The sequence below is a fragment of the Allobosea sp. genome (assembly GCF_048595345.1).
GTDB lineage: Bacteria > Pseudomonadota > Alphaproteobacteria > Rhizobiales > Beijerinckiaceae > Allobosea.
Genome location: NZ_JBMDWH010000229.1, coordinates 1 through 14,477, shown reverse-complemented (window position 1 = coordinate 14,477; position 14,477 = coordinate 1). Strand labels below are relative to the sequence as shown.

13 protein-coding genes are annotated in these 14,477 nt (G+C 67.3%); 5 read left to right on the top strand and 8 right to left on the bottom strand.

Going from position 1 to position 14,477, the window contains the following annotated elements; genetic code table 11:
• Positions 1–9 precede the first annotated feature (9 nt).
• From ACOJTB_RS20185 to ACOJTB_RS20170, 4 genes are all read right to left on the bottom strand, one after another.
• Positions 10–3,135, bottom strand: coding sequence for an efflux RND transporter permease subunit (locus ACOJTB_RS20185; RefSeq protein ID WP_420104313.1), 3,126 nt, complete (start codon positions 3,133–3,135; stop codon positions 10–12).
• A gap of 12 nt (positions 3,136–3,147) precedes the next feature.
• Positions 3,148–4,848 (bottom strand): efflux RND transporter periplasmic adaptor subunit, encoded by a 1,701-nt coding sequence (locus ACOJTB_RS20180; protein ID WP_420104312.1) that lies wholly within the window; start codon positions 4,846–4,848, stop codon positions 3,148–3,150.
• A gap of 62 nt (positions 4,849–4,910) precedes the next feature.
• A complete protein-coding gene (locus tag ACOJTB_RS20175; protein WP_420104311.1) occupies positions 4,911–5,351 on the bottom strand; it encodes a hypothetical protein in 441 nt (146 codons plus the stop codon).
• Between the two features lie 183 nt (positions 5,352–5,534).
• On the bottom strand, positions 5,535–6,434 hold the full coding sequence (locus tag ACOJTB_RS20170) for a LysR family transcriptional regulator (RefSeq protein ID WP_420104310.1): 900 nt from the start codon (positions 6,432–6,434) through the stop codon (positions 5,535–5,537).
• 103 nt (positions 6,435–6,537) lie between these two features.
• Here ACOJTB_RS20170 and ACOJTB_RS20165 point away from each other — a divergent pair, with 103 nt between their 5' ends.
• Positions 6,538–7,518: an MBL fold metallo-hydrolase gene (locus tag ACOJTB_RS20165; protein ID WP_420104309.1), complete on the top strand. Its 981-nt coding sequence runs from the start codon at positions 6,538–6,540 to the stop codon at positions 7,516–7,518.
• Positions 7,519–7,537: 19 nt separating this feature from the next.
• A complete protein-coding gene (locus ACOJTB_RS20160) occupies positions 7,538–8,632 on the top strand; it encodes an aldo/keto reductase (RefSeq protein WP_420104308.1) in 1,095 nt (364 codons plus the stop codon).
• A gap of 43 nt (positions 8,633–8,675) precedes the next feature.
• On the opposite strand, the gene ACOJTB_RS20155 is transcribed toward ACOJTB_RS20160, so the two are convergent.
• The 3 genes from ACOJTB_RS20155 to ACOJTB_RS20145 are packed head-to-tail and all read right to left on the bottom strand — an operon-like array spanning position 8,676 to position 10,396.
• A complete protein-coding gene (locus ACOJTB_RS20155) occupies positions 8,676–8,810 on the bottom strand; it encodes a hypothetical protein (RefSeq protein WP_420104307.1) in 135 nt (44 codons plus the stop codon).
• Positions 8,789–9,034: a hypothetical protein gene (locus ACOJTB_RS20150; RefSeq protein ID WP_420104306.1), complete on the bottom strand. Its 246-nt coding sequence runs from the start codon at positions 9,032–9,034 to the stop codon at positions 8,789–8,791. Before ACOJTB_RS20150 ends, ACOJTB_RS20155 begins: the two co-directional genes overlap by 22 nt.
• Before the next feature lie 21 nt (positions 9,035–9,055).
• Positions 9,056–10,396: an MFS transporter gene (locus ACOJTB_RS20145; protein ID WP_420104305.1), complete on the bottom strand. Its 1,341-nt coding sequence runs from the start codon at positions 10,394–10,396 to the stop codon at positions 9,056–9,058.
• 179 nt (positions 10,397–10,575) lie between these two features.
• Here ACOJTB_RS20145 and ACOJTB_RS20140 point away from each other — a divergent pair, with 179 nt between their 5' ends.
• Positions 10,576–11,478, top strand: a complete 903-nt coding sequence (locus tag ACOJTB_RS20140) for an AraC family transcriptional regulator (protein WP_420104344.1) — start codon at positions 10,576–10,578, stop codon at positions 11,476–11,478.
• Positions 11,479–11,602: 124 nt separating this feature from the next.
• On the opposite strand, the gene ACOJTB_RS20135 is transcribed toward ACOJTB_RS20140, so the two are convergent.
• Entirely contained in the window at positions 11,603–11,764 is a 162-nt protein-coding gene (locus ACOJTB_RS20135) for a hypothetical protein (RefSeq protein ID WP_420104304.1), read from the bottom strand.
• Between the two features lie 354 nt (positions 11,765–12,118).
• Between ACOJTB_RS20135 and ACOJTB_RS20130 the strand changes: the two genes are divergently transcribed.
• On the top strand, positions 12,119–13,033 hold the full coding sequence (locus ACOJTB_RS20130) for an SDR family oxidoreductase (RefSeq protein WP_420104303.1): 915 nt from the start codon (positions 12,119–12,121) through the stop codon (positions 13,031–13,033).
• A gap of 59 nt (positions 13,034–13,092) precedes the next feature.
• Entirely contained in the window at positions 13,093–14,136 is a 1,044-nt protein-coding gene (locus ACOJTB_RS20125; protein WP_420104302.1) for a patatin-like phospholipase family protein, read from the top strand.
• Positions 14,137–14,477 lie beyond the last annotated feature (341 nt).

The following is a 14,477-nucleotide window of genomic DNA, read 5'->3' as shown; positions in this document are numbered from 1 at the left end:
TTTGCCGTTTCAGAAGGCTTCAGTCGGCGACAACGCGCCGGCGCCCGGCGCCCGGCTGGCGACGATGCGCTCCAGCGGCTTGCGGCCGAAGGCCAGGAACAGGACGGGCGTCAGCACCGTGTCGATGATCGTCGCCGAGATCAGCCCGCCGAAGATCGTGACCGCGACCGGGTGCAGGATCTCGCGCCCGGGCTGGTCGGCGCCGTAGAGCAGCGGAATCAGCGCGAGCCCGGCCGAGAGCGCCGTCATCAGCACGGGCGTCAGCCGCTCCAGGCTGCCGCGGATGACGAGCTCGCGCCCGAAGCGCTCGCCCTCGTAGAGGGTCAGGTTGATGTAGTGCGAGACCTTGAGGATGCCGTTGCGGGCCGAGATGCCGGCGAGCGTGATGAAGCCGACCATCGAGGCGACCGACAGCGGCTGCCCGGCGAGGTGCAGCGCGACGACGCTGCCGATCAGGGCGAGCGGGATATTGCCCATGATGATCAGCGCCAGAACCGCCGACTGGTAGCGCGTGAACAGCACGACGAAGATCAGTGCGAGCGAGGCGAGACTCAGCAGCCCGATCCGCAGCGTCGCCTCCTCCTGCGCCTGGAAGGTGCCCTCCAGGCGGGTGACATAGCCCTGCGGCAGCGGCGTCTGCGCGACGACTCCGCGGATATCGGCGATGATCGCCGCCATGTCGCGCTTTCCGTCGCCATTGCCGTAGACGGCGATGCGGCGCTGGCCGTTCTCGCGCTGGATCTGGTTGGGGCCATCGGTCTCGGAGACCGAGGCGATCAGGCGCAAGGGCAGGTGGCCACCGGGCGTCGCGATCAGCAGATCCTCGAGCCCGGTCGTCGAGCGGTCCTGGTCCGAGAGCCGCAGCACGACATCGTAGCGGCGGTTGCCGTCGACGATCTGCGAGACGGTGCGGCCGTTGGAGAGCGTCTCCAGCGCCTGGGTGACGCTGGCCGGCGTCAGCCCGTAGAGCGCGGCCTTCTCGTGATCGACGTCGATGCGCAGCTGGGGAATGCGGACCTGCCGCTCGATCTGGAGATCGACGAGGCCAGGCACGGAGGCGAGCCGCTCGCGCAGCGTCTCGGCGAGGCTGCGGATGGTGTCGAGGTCCTCGCCATAGACCTTGAGCGCGATCTGGGCGCGCACGCCCGAGAGCATGTGGTCGAGCCGGTGGCTGATCGGCTGGCCGATGTTGACCGAGACCAGCAGAACGCTCAGCGCTGCGCGGATATCGGCGTGGACCGCCTCCTTGGGCCGGTCCGAACGGTGGAGATCGATGTCGACCTCCGAGGAATGGACGCCCTCGGCATGCTCGTCGAGCTCGGCGCGGCCCGTGCGGCGGCCGATCGACTTCACCTCCGGCACCTTCAGGACGAGCTGTTCGGCGAGGAGCCCGAGGCGGTGGCTCTCGGCCAGCGAGATGCCCGGGTTGTATTGCAGCGAGACCACCAGCGTGCCCTCGTTGAAGGGCGGCAGGAAGGTCCGCGGCAGCAGGGTCGCGCCATAGACCGCCAGCGCCACGCCGATGCCGACGAGGGCGACGAGCAGCGCGCGGGTCTCGAAGGCTAAGCGCAGCAGCGCCGCATTGCCCCGCTTGAGATGGCGCACGACGAAGGAGTCGCGCTCATGGCCGCTCTTCGCACCCGACAACAGGTAATACGCCATCACCGGGGTCAGCGTGATCGAGACGATCAGCGAGGCCAGGATCGAGACGATGTAGGCGATGCCGAGCGGCGCGAAGAGCCGCCCCTCGATGCCCGATAGCGCAAAGAGCGGGATGAAGACGAGGATGACGATCGCGGTGGCGTAGACGATGCCCGACCGGACCTCCTGCGAGGCGGCCGCGATGACCGCCAGCACGGGCCTGGGCGCGGTGCTCTCCCGGTTCTGCTTCAGCCGCCGCAGGATGTTCTCCACATCCACGACGGCATCGTCGACCAGTTCGCCGATCGCGATGGCGAGCCCGCCCAGCGTCATCGTGTTGATGGTCAGGCCGAAGGCCTGGAAGACCAGCACCGTCGTCAGGATCGAGACCGGGATCGCCGTCAGCGAGATCAGGGTCGCGCGGACATTCATCAGGAAGAGCAGCAGGATGACGGCGACGACGCCGGCCGCCTCCAGCAGCACGCGCTCGACATTGGCAATCGAGGTCTCGATGAAGCTCGCCTGCCGGAACTGGACATTCGTCGCGGAGATGCCGGCGGGCAGGGTCTTCTGGATCTCGGCCAGCGCGGTCTCGACCTGGCGGGTCAGCGCGACGGTGTCGGCTTCCGGCTGCTTCTGGATGCCGATGATCACCGCCGGCCTGCCCTGGTAGCCGGCGTCGCCGCGCTTGACCCGGGCCGCGAAATCGACGCCCGCGACCTGGTGCAGCAGGATCGGCTGGCCCTGTCGCTGCATCACGACGGTGTTGCGCAGATCCTCCAGCCGCTGCGTCAGCCCGACATTGCGGATCAGGTATTCGCGCCCCTGCTGGTCGATGAAGCCGCCGCCGGTGTTGGTGCCGAAGCGGGTGACCGCCGCCTCGATCTGCTCGGGCGTGACGTCGAGTGCCTGCATGGCCGCGATATCGGGCGTGATCCGGTACTGGCGGACCTCGCCCCCCATCGGGATGACCTGCGAGACGCCGGCGATGTTCAGGATCTGCGGCCGGATGATGAAGTCGGCGATCTCGCGGACCTCCATCGGGGAGGCCCGCTCGGCCGTCACCGCGACCAGCATGATCTCGCCCATGATCGAGGAGACCGGGCCCATCTGCGGGGTGACGCCGCGCGGCAACTGCTCGCGCACCAGCGACAGCCGCTCGGCGACGAGCTGGCGCGAGCGGTAGATGTCGGTGCCCCAGTCGAACTCGACATAGGTGATCGAGAGGCCGACGCCCGAGACGGAGCGCACGCGCAGCACGCCGGGCATGCCGTTCATCGCCGTTTCCAGTGGATAGGTGACGAGCTGCTCGACCTCCTGCGGGGCGAGCCCCTCGGCTTCCGTCATCAGCGTGACGGTCGGGCGGTTGAGATCGGGGAAGACGTCGACGGGGACGCGCGGCAGCACATAGCTGCCATAGGCCATCAGCACGAGCGCGGCGGCGATGACGAAGAGCCGGTTGCGCAGGCTGGCCGAGACGAGGAGGTTGAACATCGCGCCCTCGTCTCAGCGGATCTGGTTGAGATGTTCGGCGCCGCGCACGACGATGCGTTCGCCCGGCGCGACGCCGGAACGGATCACCAGCCTTGTCGCGTCGAACGGTTCGGTGCGGACGGGCCTGGGCTCGAAGCGCTCGGGATCGGTATGGCGCCAGACCAGGGCCTCGCCATTGCCTCCGCGCACGACGGCGTCGCGCGGCAGGATGATGCCGCTGACGCTGGCGCCGTTGCGGGCCGTCACCCGGACGGGCTGGCCGATCGCGACCGTGGCGGGCGGGTCCTCGACGGCGAAGTGCACCAGCGTCGCCTGCTGCTGCAGCGCCCGTCCGGTGCCTCGAAAGGACAGGCTGAGCGGCTTTCCGCCGGGCAGCAGGGCCGAGGCGCCGTCGAGTTGCGAGAGGTTGACGTCGCCATAGGACAGGGCCTCGACCCACAGGCCTGCGGGATCGACGATCTGGAACAGGACGTCCTGCGAGCCGACGACCTGACCCGCCACGACCCGCACTGCTGAGACCACGCCGTCGAGCGGCGCGCGCAGCACTTCGGGCTCGATCCGGATCCGCCCGACGATCTCGCGCCGCCGCATCAGCCCGGCGAGCTCGATCTCGAAATCGATGACCTGGCTTTGCGGCGCGATGGCGCGCTCAGCCAGGCTGCGCGAGCGCTTCAGCTTCGCCTCGACCATGGCGATCTGCTGCTCGATCTCGCCGACGCGTTCGGCGATGGTGGTGCGGTCGGCCTGAGGCACGGCCTGCTCGACGGAGGCGAGGATATCGCCGCGCCGGACGACCTGGCCCAGCCGCGGCAGGCCGCTCTCGGGCGCGACGATCCGGCCGCCGGTGATGCTCTGGACCTGGCCCGAGCGGTTGGGATCGGCGATCACGCGGCCGACCAGGGCCACGGTCTTGCGGGCTTCCTCGGTCTTGGTGACCTGGGTGCGGATCTCCAGCAACCGCTGCGTCGGCTTGGGCGCGAAGACCGACCCATCCGCGAGACGGCGGGGTGTGTCGCCGGCGGGCGGTGCTACCTTGGCCGACTCGCCGTGATCATGGCCTTCATGGGCACTGGTGAGGCTCGTCCCCGCGATCAGCCCTAGAAGGACGAGGCCGGTCAGGGACAGGGCCGGGCGCGAGCGGCGGATGGTAGCGCCGAGCAGGAGCCCCAGCGCGAGCGCCCCGCCCGTGGCGAGATACAGGACCGGCACCGGCCGACCCGCGATGACGACGCTCGCAGCATGAGCGGAGGCGTGAGCCGATGCCGCCGGAGCGCCGGCCGCCGGGGCGGCCGGCCGTTCGAGCGTTCCGATCAGGAGGTCGTCCCCGTCGGGATGGGTGATGGCGAAGACGAGTTCCAGCGGTCCTGCGTCGACGAGCCGGTCCGAGGCCACGACGTAGGTCCCCTCCGGCGTCGGTGTCGCCGCGACATCCGCCCCGGTGCCGATCGTCACGACGAGGCCGGCATCGGTGACGGGGGCGTTGCCGGCATAGCGGTCCAGGAACAGCGTCAGCCGGTCGCCGCGCAGGATGCCGACGAGTTCATAGGCGTCGGAATGCAGCGCGATCCGCGGCGAGCCCGCGGTGGCGACGGGAGCGGGCGGGGCGCCATGGTCGTGGCCCTCATGGGCCGCGAGCGGGGCAACGGACAGGAGGGAAGCCAGCGCCACAGGCGCGACGAGGCAGCGTGCGAGGCTGCGGACGAACGAAACCATGAAACGAACCCATCACGATCGGCATGACCATCCGGCGGCGCGGCTGGTCAGCCGGCCGACGCTCAAGCGATGTCGATGGTTCGTGGAGGTCTGGCGTCGAGACTCGGCGCTCGCACGGGGGATGTTCGCTCCGGCGGCAAGCCGAGCCGGATCCTGTGAGAGACCCGCAAGGGCAGCCACGCGACGGCGTGTTCGATCACGGCGGACGTGCACATCGTGCCGCAGCAGCTGCGATCGGAGCCGCCAGCCCTCGAGCAATCGCCCATCGGCTCTGACACCCCGGGCGTCGACGGCGTGCAGATGTCGGCGACCTCAGCCGCGGGTGAGGCAGACACGAAGGAGGTCAGGCGCGTGTCCTGTGAACCCACCTTCGCGGCCGCTGTGACGGCATTGGGCCTGGCGTGGCCGGAATGCGCCTGCACCGGCATGGCCCAGCCAAGCGACAACAGGACGACCAGCGCGATCGTCTTGATTGCATGGACCAGGATACCGACTGCAGTCACGACGCTCCGCCGATTCGTTCCGTTGCGTCGATCAAATGAAGCTTCCCATTGGGGAAGGTCAACGGCCTTCGGTTGTCCTTGCGCTTTGTGGTTACAGATGATCGAACGGACAGGTCAAAATCGCTGAGCGCCAAGAGCCGACCTCGGGCCTTTGCCGGGAAGCGGCCATTCAGCCGGAACGGCTTATCGGCTCCAATCAAACTGGCGAACATGCTGCAGCAGGGCTGACATCGCTGCGTTCTGGTGGCGTCGGTTCGGGAAATAGAGAAACCAGCTCGGTAACTGGGGCGACCAGTCGACCAGCAACTCAACCAGGCGGCCGTCATCAAGGTGCGGCCTCGCATAGTCTTCAAAAACATGCGCGATTCCTTGGCCGGCCAGCGCCGCTTGGAGCTCTTGATGAGCTGAGCTGAGGGTCAACCGTCCTTGGGGCGCAATGTCCAGTCGCTCTCCTGCCTTTTCGAACTGCCAGCTGACGACGGTTCCGCCCGGAAACCGCCGACGGATGCATTCGAAGCTCATGAGGTCGGAAGGTATCACCGGATGGGTTCGATCCTGCAGAAAATCCGGCGACGCGACGATGGTATAGCGAAGAGCGGGCCCCAGGGGAACCGCGATCATGTCCTGCTCCAGTTGCCTGCCGAACCGGACGCCGGCGTCATACCCCTCCTGAACGATGTCGATGATGGCCGCGTCGCTGATCAACTCGACCTTCACGTCGGGGTAGCGACGCATGAAGTCGAAGACCAGCGGGCACAGGACGTGATCGACCGCCGGGCCGGGAGCATTGATCCGCAGGGTGCCGGTCGGCGTCTCGCGCAGCCGGTCCAGATCGGCGACCGCCGATCTGATGTCGCGGAGCGCCGGGGCGAGCCGCTCGTTGAGCCGCGCCCCCGCCTCGGTGGGGGCGACGCTGCGCGTGGTCCGGTTCAGGAGACGCAGACCGAGCCCGCTCTCGAGCGCGGCGATGCTCTGGCTCAGAGCGGCTGACGACACGCCTCGCTCGGCGGCCGCGGCCCGGAAGCCTCCGCACCGGACGATCGAAGCGAAAGCGTCGAGGCTGTCGAGACGAAGAGACTTCATTGCGTCAATTTTCTTATCAAGCTGATTGAGAAAAGATATCTTATCCGATCAATAGACTGCCGTCATCCTGAGCCCGACCCGAAAACCGGACCGCGAGGGAGCGATGACGACGATCACCTTGAACCGCCGCAGGATTATGCTGGGCGCAGGCCTTGGCGCAGCCGGGATGCTGGCCGGAGGCGGGCAGGCTCTCGGCCAAGCAGCGCAGCCGCCGGGCGGCAATGCCGGCCACTACCGCTTCCGGGTCGGCGACATCGGCGCGACGGTGCTGAGCGACGGCGTGATCGGCGGCCCGCCGCGCGTCTATGCCAGCGACGCGCCGGAGCAGGAGCTCAAGGACGTCCTGCAGCGCGCCTTTCTGCCTCTCGACCACATGACGCTGAATCTCAACACGCTGCTGATCGAGGTCGGCGGCCGGCGCGTCCTCATCGAGGCGGGGGCCGGCCAGACGATGGGGCCCCATGGCGGCCGGATCTTCGCCCGGCTTTCCGAGATCGGCCTGACCGCGAACGACATCGATGTCGTCGTCGTCTCGCATACCCATCCCGACCATGTCGGCAACCTGCGAGCCGCCGATGGAGGATCCGCCTTTCCGCGCGCGACGATCTTCGCCCCGAAGGCGGACTGGGATTTCTTCGTCAGCGGTGAGCCCGACCTGTCCTACATGCCCGTTCCCGAGGAGTTTCGGCGGCGCTTCGGCGCCGCGATCAAACGCAGCGTCGAGCCGATCGCCAAGAACGTGCAGCTCTACGGAGCCGGCGCGGAGATCGTTACAGGACTGACGACCATCGCGGCTGCGGGACACACCCCTGGCATGGTCTCGTTCCTCGTCCACTCGGGACGTGACCAGCTGCTGCTAACGGCCGATCTCGCCTACCACCCCGTCGTCAACATCGACAGGCCGTGGCGGCCGGGCCCCGACCGCGACAAGGACGCCGCGCTCGGCGCGCGCCGGCGCATCTTCGACCGCGCTGCGGCCGACCGAATACCGGTTCTCGGCTTCCACTATCCGTTCCCGGGCCTCGGCCATCTGTTGCGGACGGACAGCGGCTACGCCTGGCTGCCCGCAGGCTGGCAATTCTGAGCATAAAGGAGACGAGACGATGACCCGCAGGCCGACAGATCTCGACCGCCGCGGCTTTCTCGGGGCCGTCAGCGGCGCGACCGCCGCGCTGGGGGGCCCGCGGCTCGCACAAGCCCAGACGAACAGTCCGCCGCTTTCCAGCGCCATGACCGGAGCGATGAGCGGACAAGCCATCACGCGTCGGATCGCGCGGACAGGACAGAACCTGACCGCGCTCGGGCTCGGTACATTCCTGACCTTCGATCTCATGCCGGGCGCGCCGCGCGAGCGCATCCGCGAGGTATTCCGGCTCTATGCCGCCGGTGGCGGTCGGGTGGTCGATACCTCGCCCCTCTACGGCTCGGCCGAGGCCAGCGTCGGCGCCTTCCTCGCGGAAACGCCGGCTGAAGCGGAGGTTTTCCTCGCCAACAAGATCTGGGCGACCGGCGAATATCTCGGCGATGTCGGTGCAGCCACCGCCAGCCTCGAGCAGTCCAAGCTGCGCACGTGGCGCTCGCCGATCGACCTCATGCAATGCCACAGCATCGTCAACGCGCCGGTGATCGTCCCGCTGATGCAGGCGTGGAAGAAGGAGGGCCAGATCCGGCATGTGGGGGTCACACACCATGAGACCGCCGCCCATGAGCAATTGATCCAGATCGTCGAGAAGGGCGATGTGGACTTTGTCCAGACGAATTATTCGATCTTCGACCGCAATGCTGAGAAGCGCCTGCTTCCGTCAGCGGCCGACCGCGGGGTCGGCGTGCTGGTGAACCTGCCGCTCGAAAAGGCGCGACTGCTGAAGGTGGTGGAAGGCCATCGTCTGCCCGGTTTCGCGAGCGAGTTCGGCGCAACGAGCTGGGCTCAATTCTTCCTCAAATGGGCCATGGCCCATCCGGCCGTGACCAGCGTGCTCTGCGGAACCTCGAACCCCGACCACATCATCGACAATCTCATGGCGATGCGCGGCCCCCTGCCGGACGCCACGATGCGCCGCCGCATGGTCGCGCATATGGAGACGATTCCCGGCTTCGGGACGATCGCCAACATGCCTTGGTACCCGGGCAAGGAGAGGCAGTATCAAGGCCTGATCCGCACCGCCCAGACACGGGCGCGCGAGCGACTGAGAGAGTAGGCGCACGCCTTCCCAATCAATGCGCCGAGCCTCCGCCTGAGCCTCAGGAAATCAGCACCGACGCGACCAGGAGCGCCGCGAAGACCGCGGCGTTGAGCTTCGGCTCCCAGTACTCCATGAAAACGAATGTAATCGCCAACCATCCCGCGGCGGCCGTCAGGCACAGCACCGCGGCCAAGCGCTCTCCCATGAAACCCGGCTGCCGCCAGGCCAGCCACAGGCAAAGTAGCCGAACACAACCTGCCCGAACGCGAAGGATGTGTTGAGACCACAGTAGAGCGATGTCGCGAGGCCGGGCGCCCGCGCGCCGCGCAGATGTTGCGCGACGACGTCGACGATGAAGTGCAGCAGGCCAGTGACCACCAGCCAGCCGAAGGTGCCGTAAACGAGACAGGTGCGCATTCGCGTTTTCCCGGAGGGGGATCAGAAGTGGGACGCGTCGCCGTTCACAGCCCCGCGCAGCCGGGCGGCGACGCGCCGGTTCGCGGTCAGCAGCGCGAGGCCGGTCAGCAGGCTCGCCGCAGGAATGATCAGCAGGCCGATGCCGAGACCGTTCGCAAGCCCGGCTGCCGTTGCTGCGTCGCTGACGACGCCGACCAGCAGCGGACCGATAGCCGGGCCGAGCAGGCCGGAGCCGATCATGACCAGGCTCGTCGCCATGGCCTCTCTTCCTTCTCCGGCGACCAGATGTGCGGCTCCGAAGCCCCATGGCAGCATGAAGGCGAAGGAGAACATGCTCGGCACCAGCAGCAGAATCGACACCCATCCGACCGGAGCGAACAACGCCGCCGCCATCGGGATGCTCGCGAGCAGGAAGACGATGGCGGGTGGGCCGAGAACGCGGCCGGTCCCGGTGCGGACGGCGCGGTCGAAGAAGCGGCCGCCGAGCAAGGTCCCGGCAATGCCCATCAGGCCCTGCAGCAGGCCGAAAGCCAACCCGGCTTCGCTGGCGGTGAAGCCGTGAGTGCGGATCAGGAATGGCGCCACGAAGACATAGAACGGTGCCGCTGCGAAGCTGGCGACGACGGCGCCGGAGAAGAGCCAGCGAAACCCGGGAGAAGACAACAGGGCGAAGCTTGTCCGCAGGAAAGGCTCCTTCGAGATCGCCTCGGTCTTACGCGGCGGCGTCGGCCCGGGCACGGCTAGCGCCATCGCTCCGATCGCTAAGCCGATGATGCCCGCGCCGATGAGCACCATGCGCCAGCCCAGCGCATCGCCGAGCGCGCCGCCCGCCGCGAAACCCGCCATGGTGCCGAGCGGAATGCCCATGGCGAACAGGCCGATCGCCAGCCCCCGCCGCTCGGGCCGGATCCGGCGGGCGATGATCGCATGGGCGGCAGGCATCGCGCCCGCTTCGCCGAAGGCGACACCGAACCGCGTCAGAGCCAGGAGCAGGAAGCTCGAGGCCAGCCCACCGAGCGCCGTCATCGCGCTCCACAAAAAAATGCACGAAACCAACACGAAGCGCGGCGAGCCGCGGTCGGCGGCGCGTGCGAGCGGAAGCGAGAGCAGCGTGTAGCAGACAGCAAAGGCGACCCCGGTCAGTAGTCCGATCTGAGTATCGTTGAGCGACAATTCCGCCTTGATCGACTCCGCCATGATATAGGGCAAAATCCTGTCGACCTGAGACAGTGCGCTGACAAGGAAGAACGTCAACAACAACGCTCCGGCTCGCCAGCCTTCTACATAGCCGGCACCGTATCTCTGGGCCGCATCCGGCAAGAGTTCCAAACTGTCCCTCGACGTGGTCGCCGATTCCGCCATGATTTTTGCGCCTTTCGCCTGCATGAGACGAGGCAAGCTAGAATGGGGATCGGACGACCAGAATGTCTGAAATCGCAATAAATCTGCCTGTTCCTACAGATGGGCGGCGGGTGACCAGCGAGTTCGTGGAACCGCTGGGTCCTCTGCCGGAAGCGCCGGCGACCGCGCCGCTGCTCGCCATGGTCAACGCCTATATCGAGGCGCAGGGCGGCGGCCAGGGTCTGTTTCCGACGGGGATCAAAAGCGTGAGCATCGTCCGCTCATTCCAGCAGATGATGCCGATGCGCCGGATCTACAGGCCCTCGCTCTGCCTCGTCCTGGCGGGCGCGAAGCAGATCCTCTTCGGCGACGCCATGCTCGACTATCGCGCCATGGAGTATCTTGTGGTCAGCATCGAGTTGCCGGGCACCGGCCGGATCATCGAGGCGGGACCGGACAGACCTTTCGTCGGCGTCACCATCGATCTCGATGTGGCGATGCTGCGAGACGTGTTGGCCCAGCTCGACCCTCTGCCCCGCCCCGCTTCCGACTCGGGACCTTGCGTCTTCGTGGGCCAGGTCGACGAGGCGCTCGCGGACTGCGTGCAGCGACTGATCCGGATCTCCCAGACGCCCGGTGCGATCCCCGTCCTCTACCCATCGGTGATGCGAGAGATCTGCTACCTGCTGCTGAGCGGGCCGCATGGCGGCGAGCTGTGCAACCTCACTCTGCCGGAATCGAGCAGCCAGCGCATTGCGAGGGCGATCCGGATTCTGCGGGAGGATTTCGCCAAGACGGTGCGGATCGAAACGCTCGCGGAGGCCGCGCGCATGAGCCAGTCCTCCTTCCATCAGCACTTCAAGTCGCTGACCGCGATGACCCCGCTCCAGTTCCAGAAGCAGCTGCGGCTTCTCGAGGCGCGGCGCCTGATGGTGGCGGATGCCGCGAGCGTCGCACAGGCGGCCTACCAGGTCGGCTATGAGAGCCCGTCCCAGTTCAGCCGGGAGTATTCCCGCACCTTCGGCGTCGCGCCGAAACGGGACGCGATGAATCAGGCCCGCCTCTATGCCACCTATGCCAGCCGCAAGATGCCAGCGGCTTAGCGGATCGCTGCGCACGGCTTCACATCACATCCAGCTCGGCGGCCTGACGGACAGTTCTGACGACGGGCTGGAAACCGAGCCGCCTGGCGAGCGAGACGTCCATCTGAAGGCGCCAGGGGGACGCCTACGGCTCCGCGACAGGCGCCATAGACGCCCCGGCAAGTTCCACCAGCTCGTGAAGCGATATCGGCGCGTCGTCGCCGATATTGACGATGCGGCCGTCGAGCGCACCGGAGAGAGCGAGCCTCGTCGCCGTGCCGATATCGACATGGTGCACCATGCTCATTCGTTGGACGGGATGGAGGCGAGCCTCCGCCAGCAAGGGGCAGCGACGATCGCCTTCCCTACCCATGGACGAAGCCGAACCGCAGGATCGACCTGACAGGACCGAGCCTGCCATCTGCGGGCTTCGATTGCAGGATCAGGCATATTTTTTGGGAGTTGAGGCATAGCCGCTCGAGCCGCCTCCCAGGCATTCTCCCGGCCTCGAAGCTAAGGGCGATCGTCGTCGATCGGCGCAAGAGCGCAATCCGTCTCTTCGCCTGCGCGTAGGGTTCGTCAGCAAAAGGCGACCTCGCTCGCCGGCAGGACCGGACGAGAGCCCGCGGGTTCGGCCCAACCTCAAGGATCGGTATCGCTTATGAGCCAGTGGACCACCGCCGACATTCCATCGCAGCGCGGCCGGACGGCCGTCGTCACCGGCACCGGTGGACTGGGTTATGAAGACGCGCTCGCGCTTGCTAGTGCCGGCGCGGACGTGATCATCGCTGGCCGCAACCCCGCCAAGGGCGCGGATGCGGTCACGGCGATCAGGGCTGCCGTGCCAGATGCGAAAGTCCGATTTGCTGAGCTCGATCTTGCTAGTCTCGGCTCGGTCGCCGCTTTTGCGGCGCGCCTGGCCGACGAGCAGGACGGCCTCGACCTTCTGATCAACAATGCCGGAATCATGCAGCCGCCGCAGCGGCACGTTTCGGCGGATGGCTTCGAGCTGCAGTTCGCCACCAATTATCTCGGGCACTTCGCGCTCTCCGCGCACCTGCTTCCCCTGCTCAGGCGGGGGCAGCAGCCACGGGTCGTCACGCTCGGCAGTGTCGCCGCGCGCCGCGGCGCCATCGACTTCGACGACCTGCAGGCGGCGCGCGCCTACCGGTCGATGCCGGTCTACGCGCAGTCGAAACTCGCCTGCATCATCTTCGCCCTGGAGTTCAGCCGCCGCAGCCGGGCCGCTGCTTGGGGCGTCCAGAGCCTGGCGGCGCATCCGGGGATCACGCGCACGGATCTGATCCCCAACCAGGCCGGCCGGTGGAGCGTCGCTGGACTGGCGCGCCGCCACCTTTCCTTCCTGTTCCAGCCGGCGTGGCAGGGGGCGCTGCCGACGCTCTACGCGGCTACGGCGCCGTCGGCGAGAGACGGCGGCTATTACGGTCCTGACAGGCTCGGCGGGACGCGCGGCTTTCCGACGGAGGAGGAGCCGCCCCAGCAGGCGACCGACAGCGCCGCCGCTGCGCGGCTCTGGGCGCTGTCTGAAGAAATGGTGGGAATGGCATTCGCGTGACGCGAAGCGCGGCACCCACGCCCCGCCGCCGGGCAAAGCTCGCCGCCCTGGGCTTGGCGTTGCTGCTGTCGGGCTGCGCCGACGCTGGCCTCGTCGTCGACGCCAGCGGAGGCATGCTGACCACTGGCCGAGTGGACGGCTCCTCCGCAGTTGCTCCAAATTTGCCGCGACGCGCCGGTTCCCCGCGCCACATTCTCGTTCTGACGAGCGGCGGGGCAGACGGGGCGTTTGGGGCCGGGGTCATCACGGCCTGGACGGCCAGCGGCCGGCGCCCGCAATTCGATATCGTCTCCGGCACATCGACCGGCGCATTGCAGGCCACGGCAGCGTTCCTGGGCCCGGATTATGATGCTCTGCTGGAACGCATATACACCTCCACGCGGACCCGCGACATTTTCCGCTCCAACGGGGTCAAAACGTTGCTGGGAACGGGTCTCTACGATCCTGCTCCCTTGCGCCGCCTGTTGGAGGAGGTGATCGACGAAACCACGCTCGACGCCGTCGCGGCGGCGCATGCGGCCGGGCGGCGCCTCTATGTCACGACCACCGATATGACGGCCGGCCGCTCGGTTCTTTGGGACATGGGTGCGATCGCCTCGGGTCAGGGCAATCGCAAAAGCGCCTTTCTCGGCGTCCTCGTCGCTTCGGCCGCCGTCCCGGGGCTTGTCGAACCGGTCTATGTGCGCGACCAGGAGGGCAGGGTTGCCGTTCATAGCGACGGTGGCGTCAAGACGCCGGTTCCGCTCGAGGCCTTCATGCTCAAGCAGCGGAGCGCCGCTCCGACCCATGTCTGGGTCATCGCCAACGGCCATGTCGGCCGCGACGCCGCGCTGCGGAGCGAAGCGCAGCATGTGCTCGGTCTGGCGCGACGCGGCATCACCCAGCTCATCCGGCAGCTGCTGTACACCTCTGTTCAGGACGCCGAAGCGACATCCAGGCGAGCCGGCGCCCGCTTCCACCTCGTCGCGCTGCCGACGAGCGTGCCGGAAGCTGTGAACCCACTCGACTTCAGGCCCGACGAATTGCGAGGCCTTTATGAAACCGGGAGGGCAACAGGGCAGCTCCGGTTCGGCTCCCTGGCCGATGAGGCGGCGCTTCAGTAATGATTTCTCACAGCTGAAGTGCGCCATTTGCAGACATTGAGGGTTTGGCCAGAATCGGACGTTCGAGATCTAACGAAGCGCCCTGTTCGGGGCCCCAGCCTTGAATGGCCGCTTGTCACCGCGACCAGTTGCCTTCCGGGTTCGGCTGATCCTCCGCGATTTCCATCAGGAGAGCATCCGAACCGCGCACAAAGAAGCTGGGTGAACCGCTCCGGGTTTGTCGGAGGCTCCAACTCCTGAGAAGGTGGAGCTATGACGAGCAAGACAACAAACAAGTTTTCGCCTGAGGTGCGTGCCCGCGCGGTTCGGATGGTGCTGGATCACGAGGCCGAGCATCCGTC

What these genes read in the sequence shown, in the direction of transcription:
- ACOJTB_RS20185 (WP_420104313.1), bottom strand. Translation starts at nt 3,135, where the DNA reads ATGTTCAACCTCCTCGTCTCGGCCAGCCTGCGCAACCGGCTCTTCGTC.
- ACOJTB_RS20180 (WP_420104312.1), bottom strand. Translation starts at nt 4,848, where the DNA reads ATGGTTTCGTTCGTCCGCAGCCTCGCACGCTGCCTCGTCGCGCCTGTG.
- ACOJTB_RS20150 (WP_420104306.1), bottom strand. Translation starts at nt 9,034, where the DNA reads ATGCGCACCTGTCTCGTTTACGGCACCTTCGGCTGGCTGGTGGTCACT.
- ACOJTB_RS20135 (WP_420104304.1), bottom strand. Translation starts at nt 11,764, where the DNA reads ATGAGCATGGTGCACCATGTCGATATCGGCACGGCGACGAGGCTCGCT.
- ACOJTB_RS20130 (WP_420104303.1), top strand. Translation starts at nt 12,119, where the DNA reads ATGAGCCAGTGGACCACCGCCGACATTCCATCGCAGCGCGGCCGGACG.
- ACOJTB_RS20140 (WP_420104344.1), top strand. Translation starts at nt 10,576, where the DNA reads ATGGTCAACGCCTATATCGAGGCGCAGGGCGGCGGCCAGGGTCTGTTT.
- ACOJTB_RS20145 (WP_420104305.1), bottom strand. Translation starts at nt 10,396, where the DNA reads ATGGCGGAATCGGCGACCACGTCGAGGGACAGTTTGGAACTCTTGCCG.
- ACOJTB_RS20165 (WP_420104309.1), top strand. Translation starts at nt 6,538, where the DNA reads ATGACGACGATCACCTTGAACCGCCGCAGGATTATGCTGGGCGCAGGC.
- ACOJTB_RS20170 (WP_420104310.1), bottom strand. Translation starts at nt 6,434, where the DNA reads ATGAAGTCTCTTCGTCTCGACAGCCTCGACGCTTTCGCTTCGATCGTC.
- ACOJTB_RS20160 (WP_420104308.1), top strand. Translation starts at nt 7,538, where the DNA reads ATGACCCGCAGGCCGACAGATCTCGACCGCCGCGGCTTTCTCGGGGCC.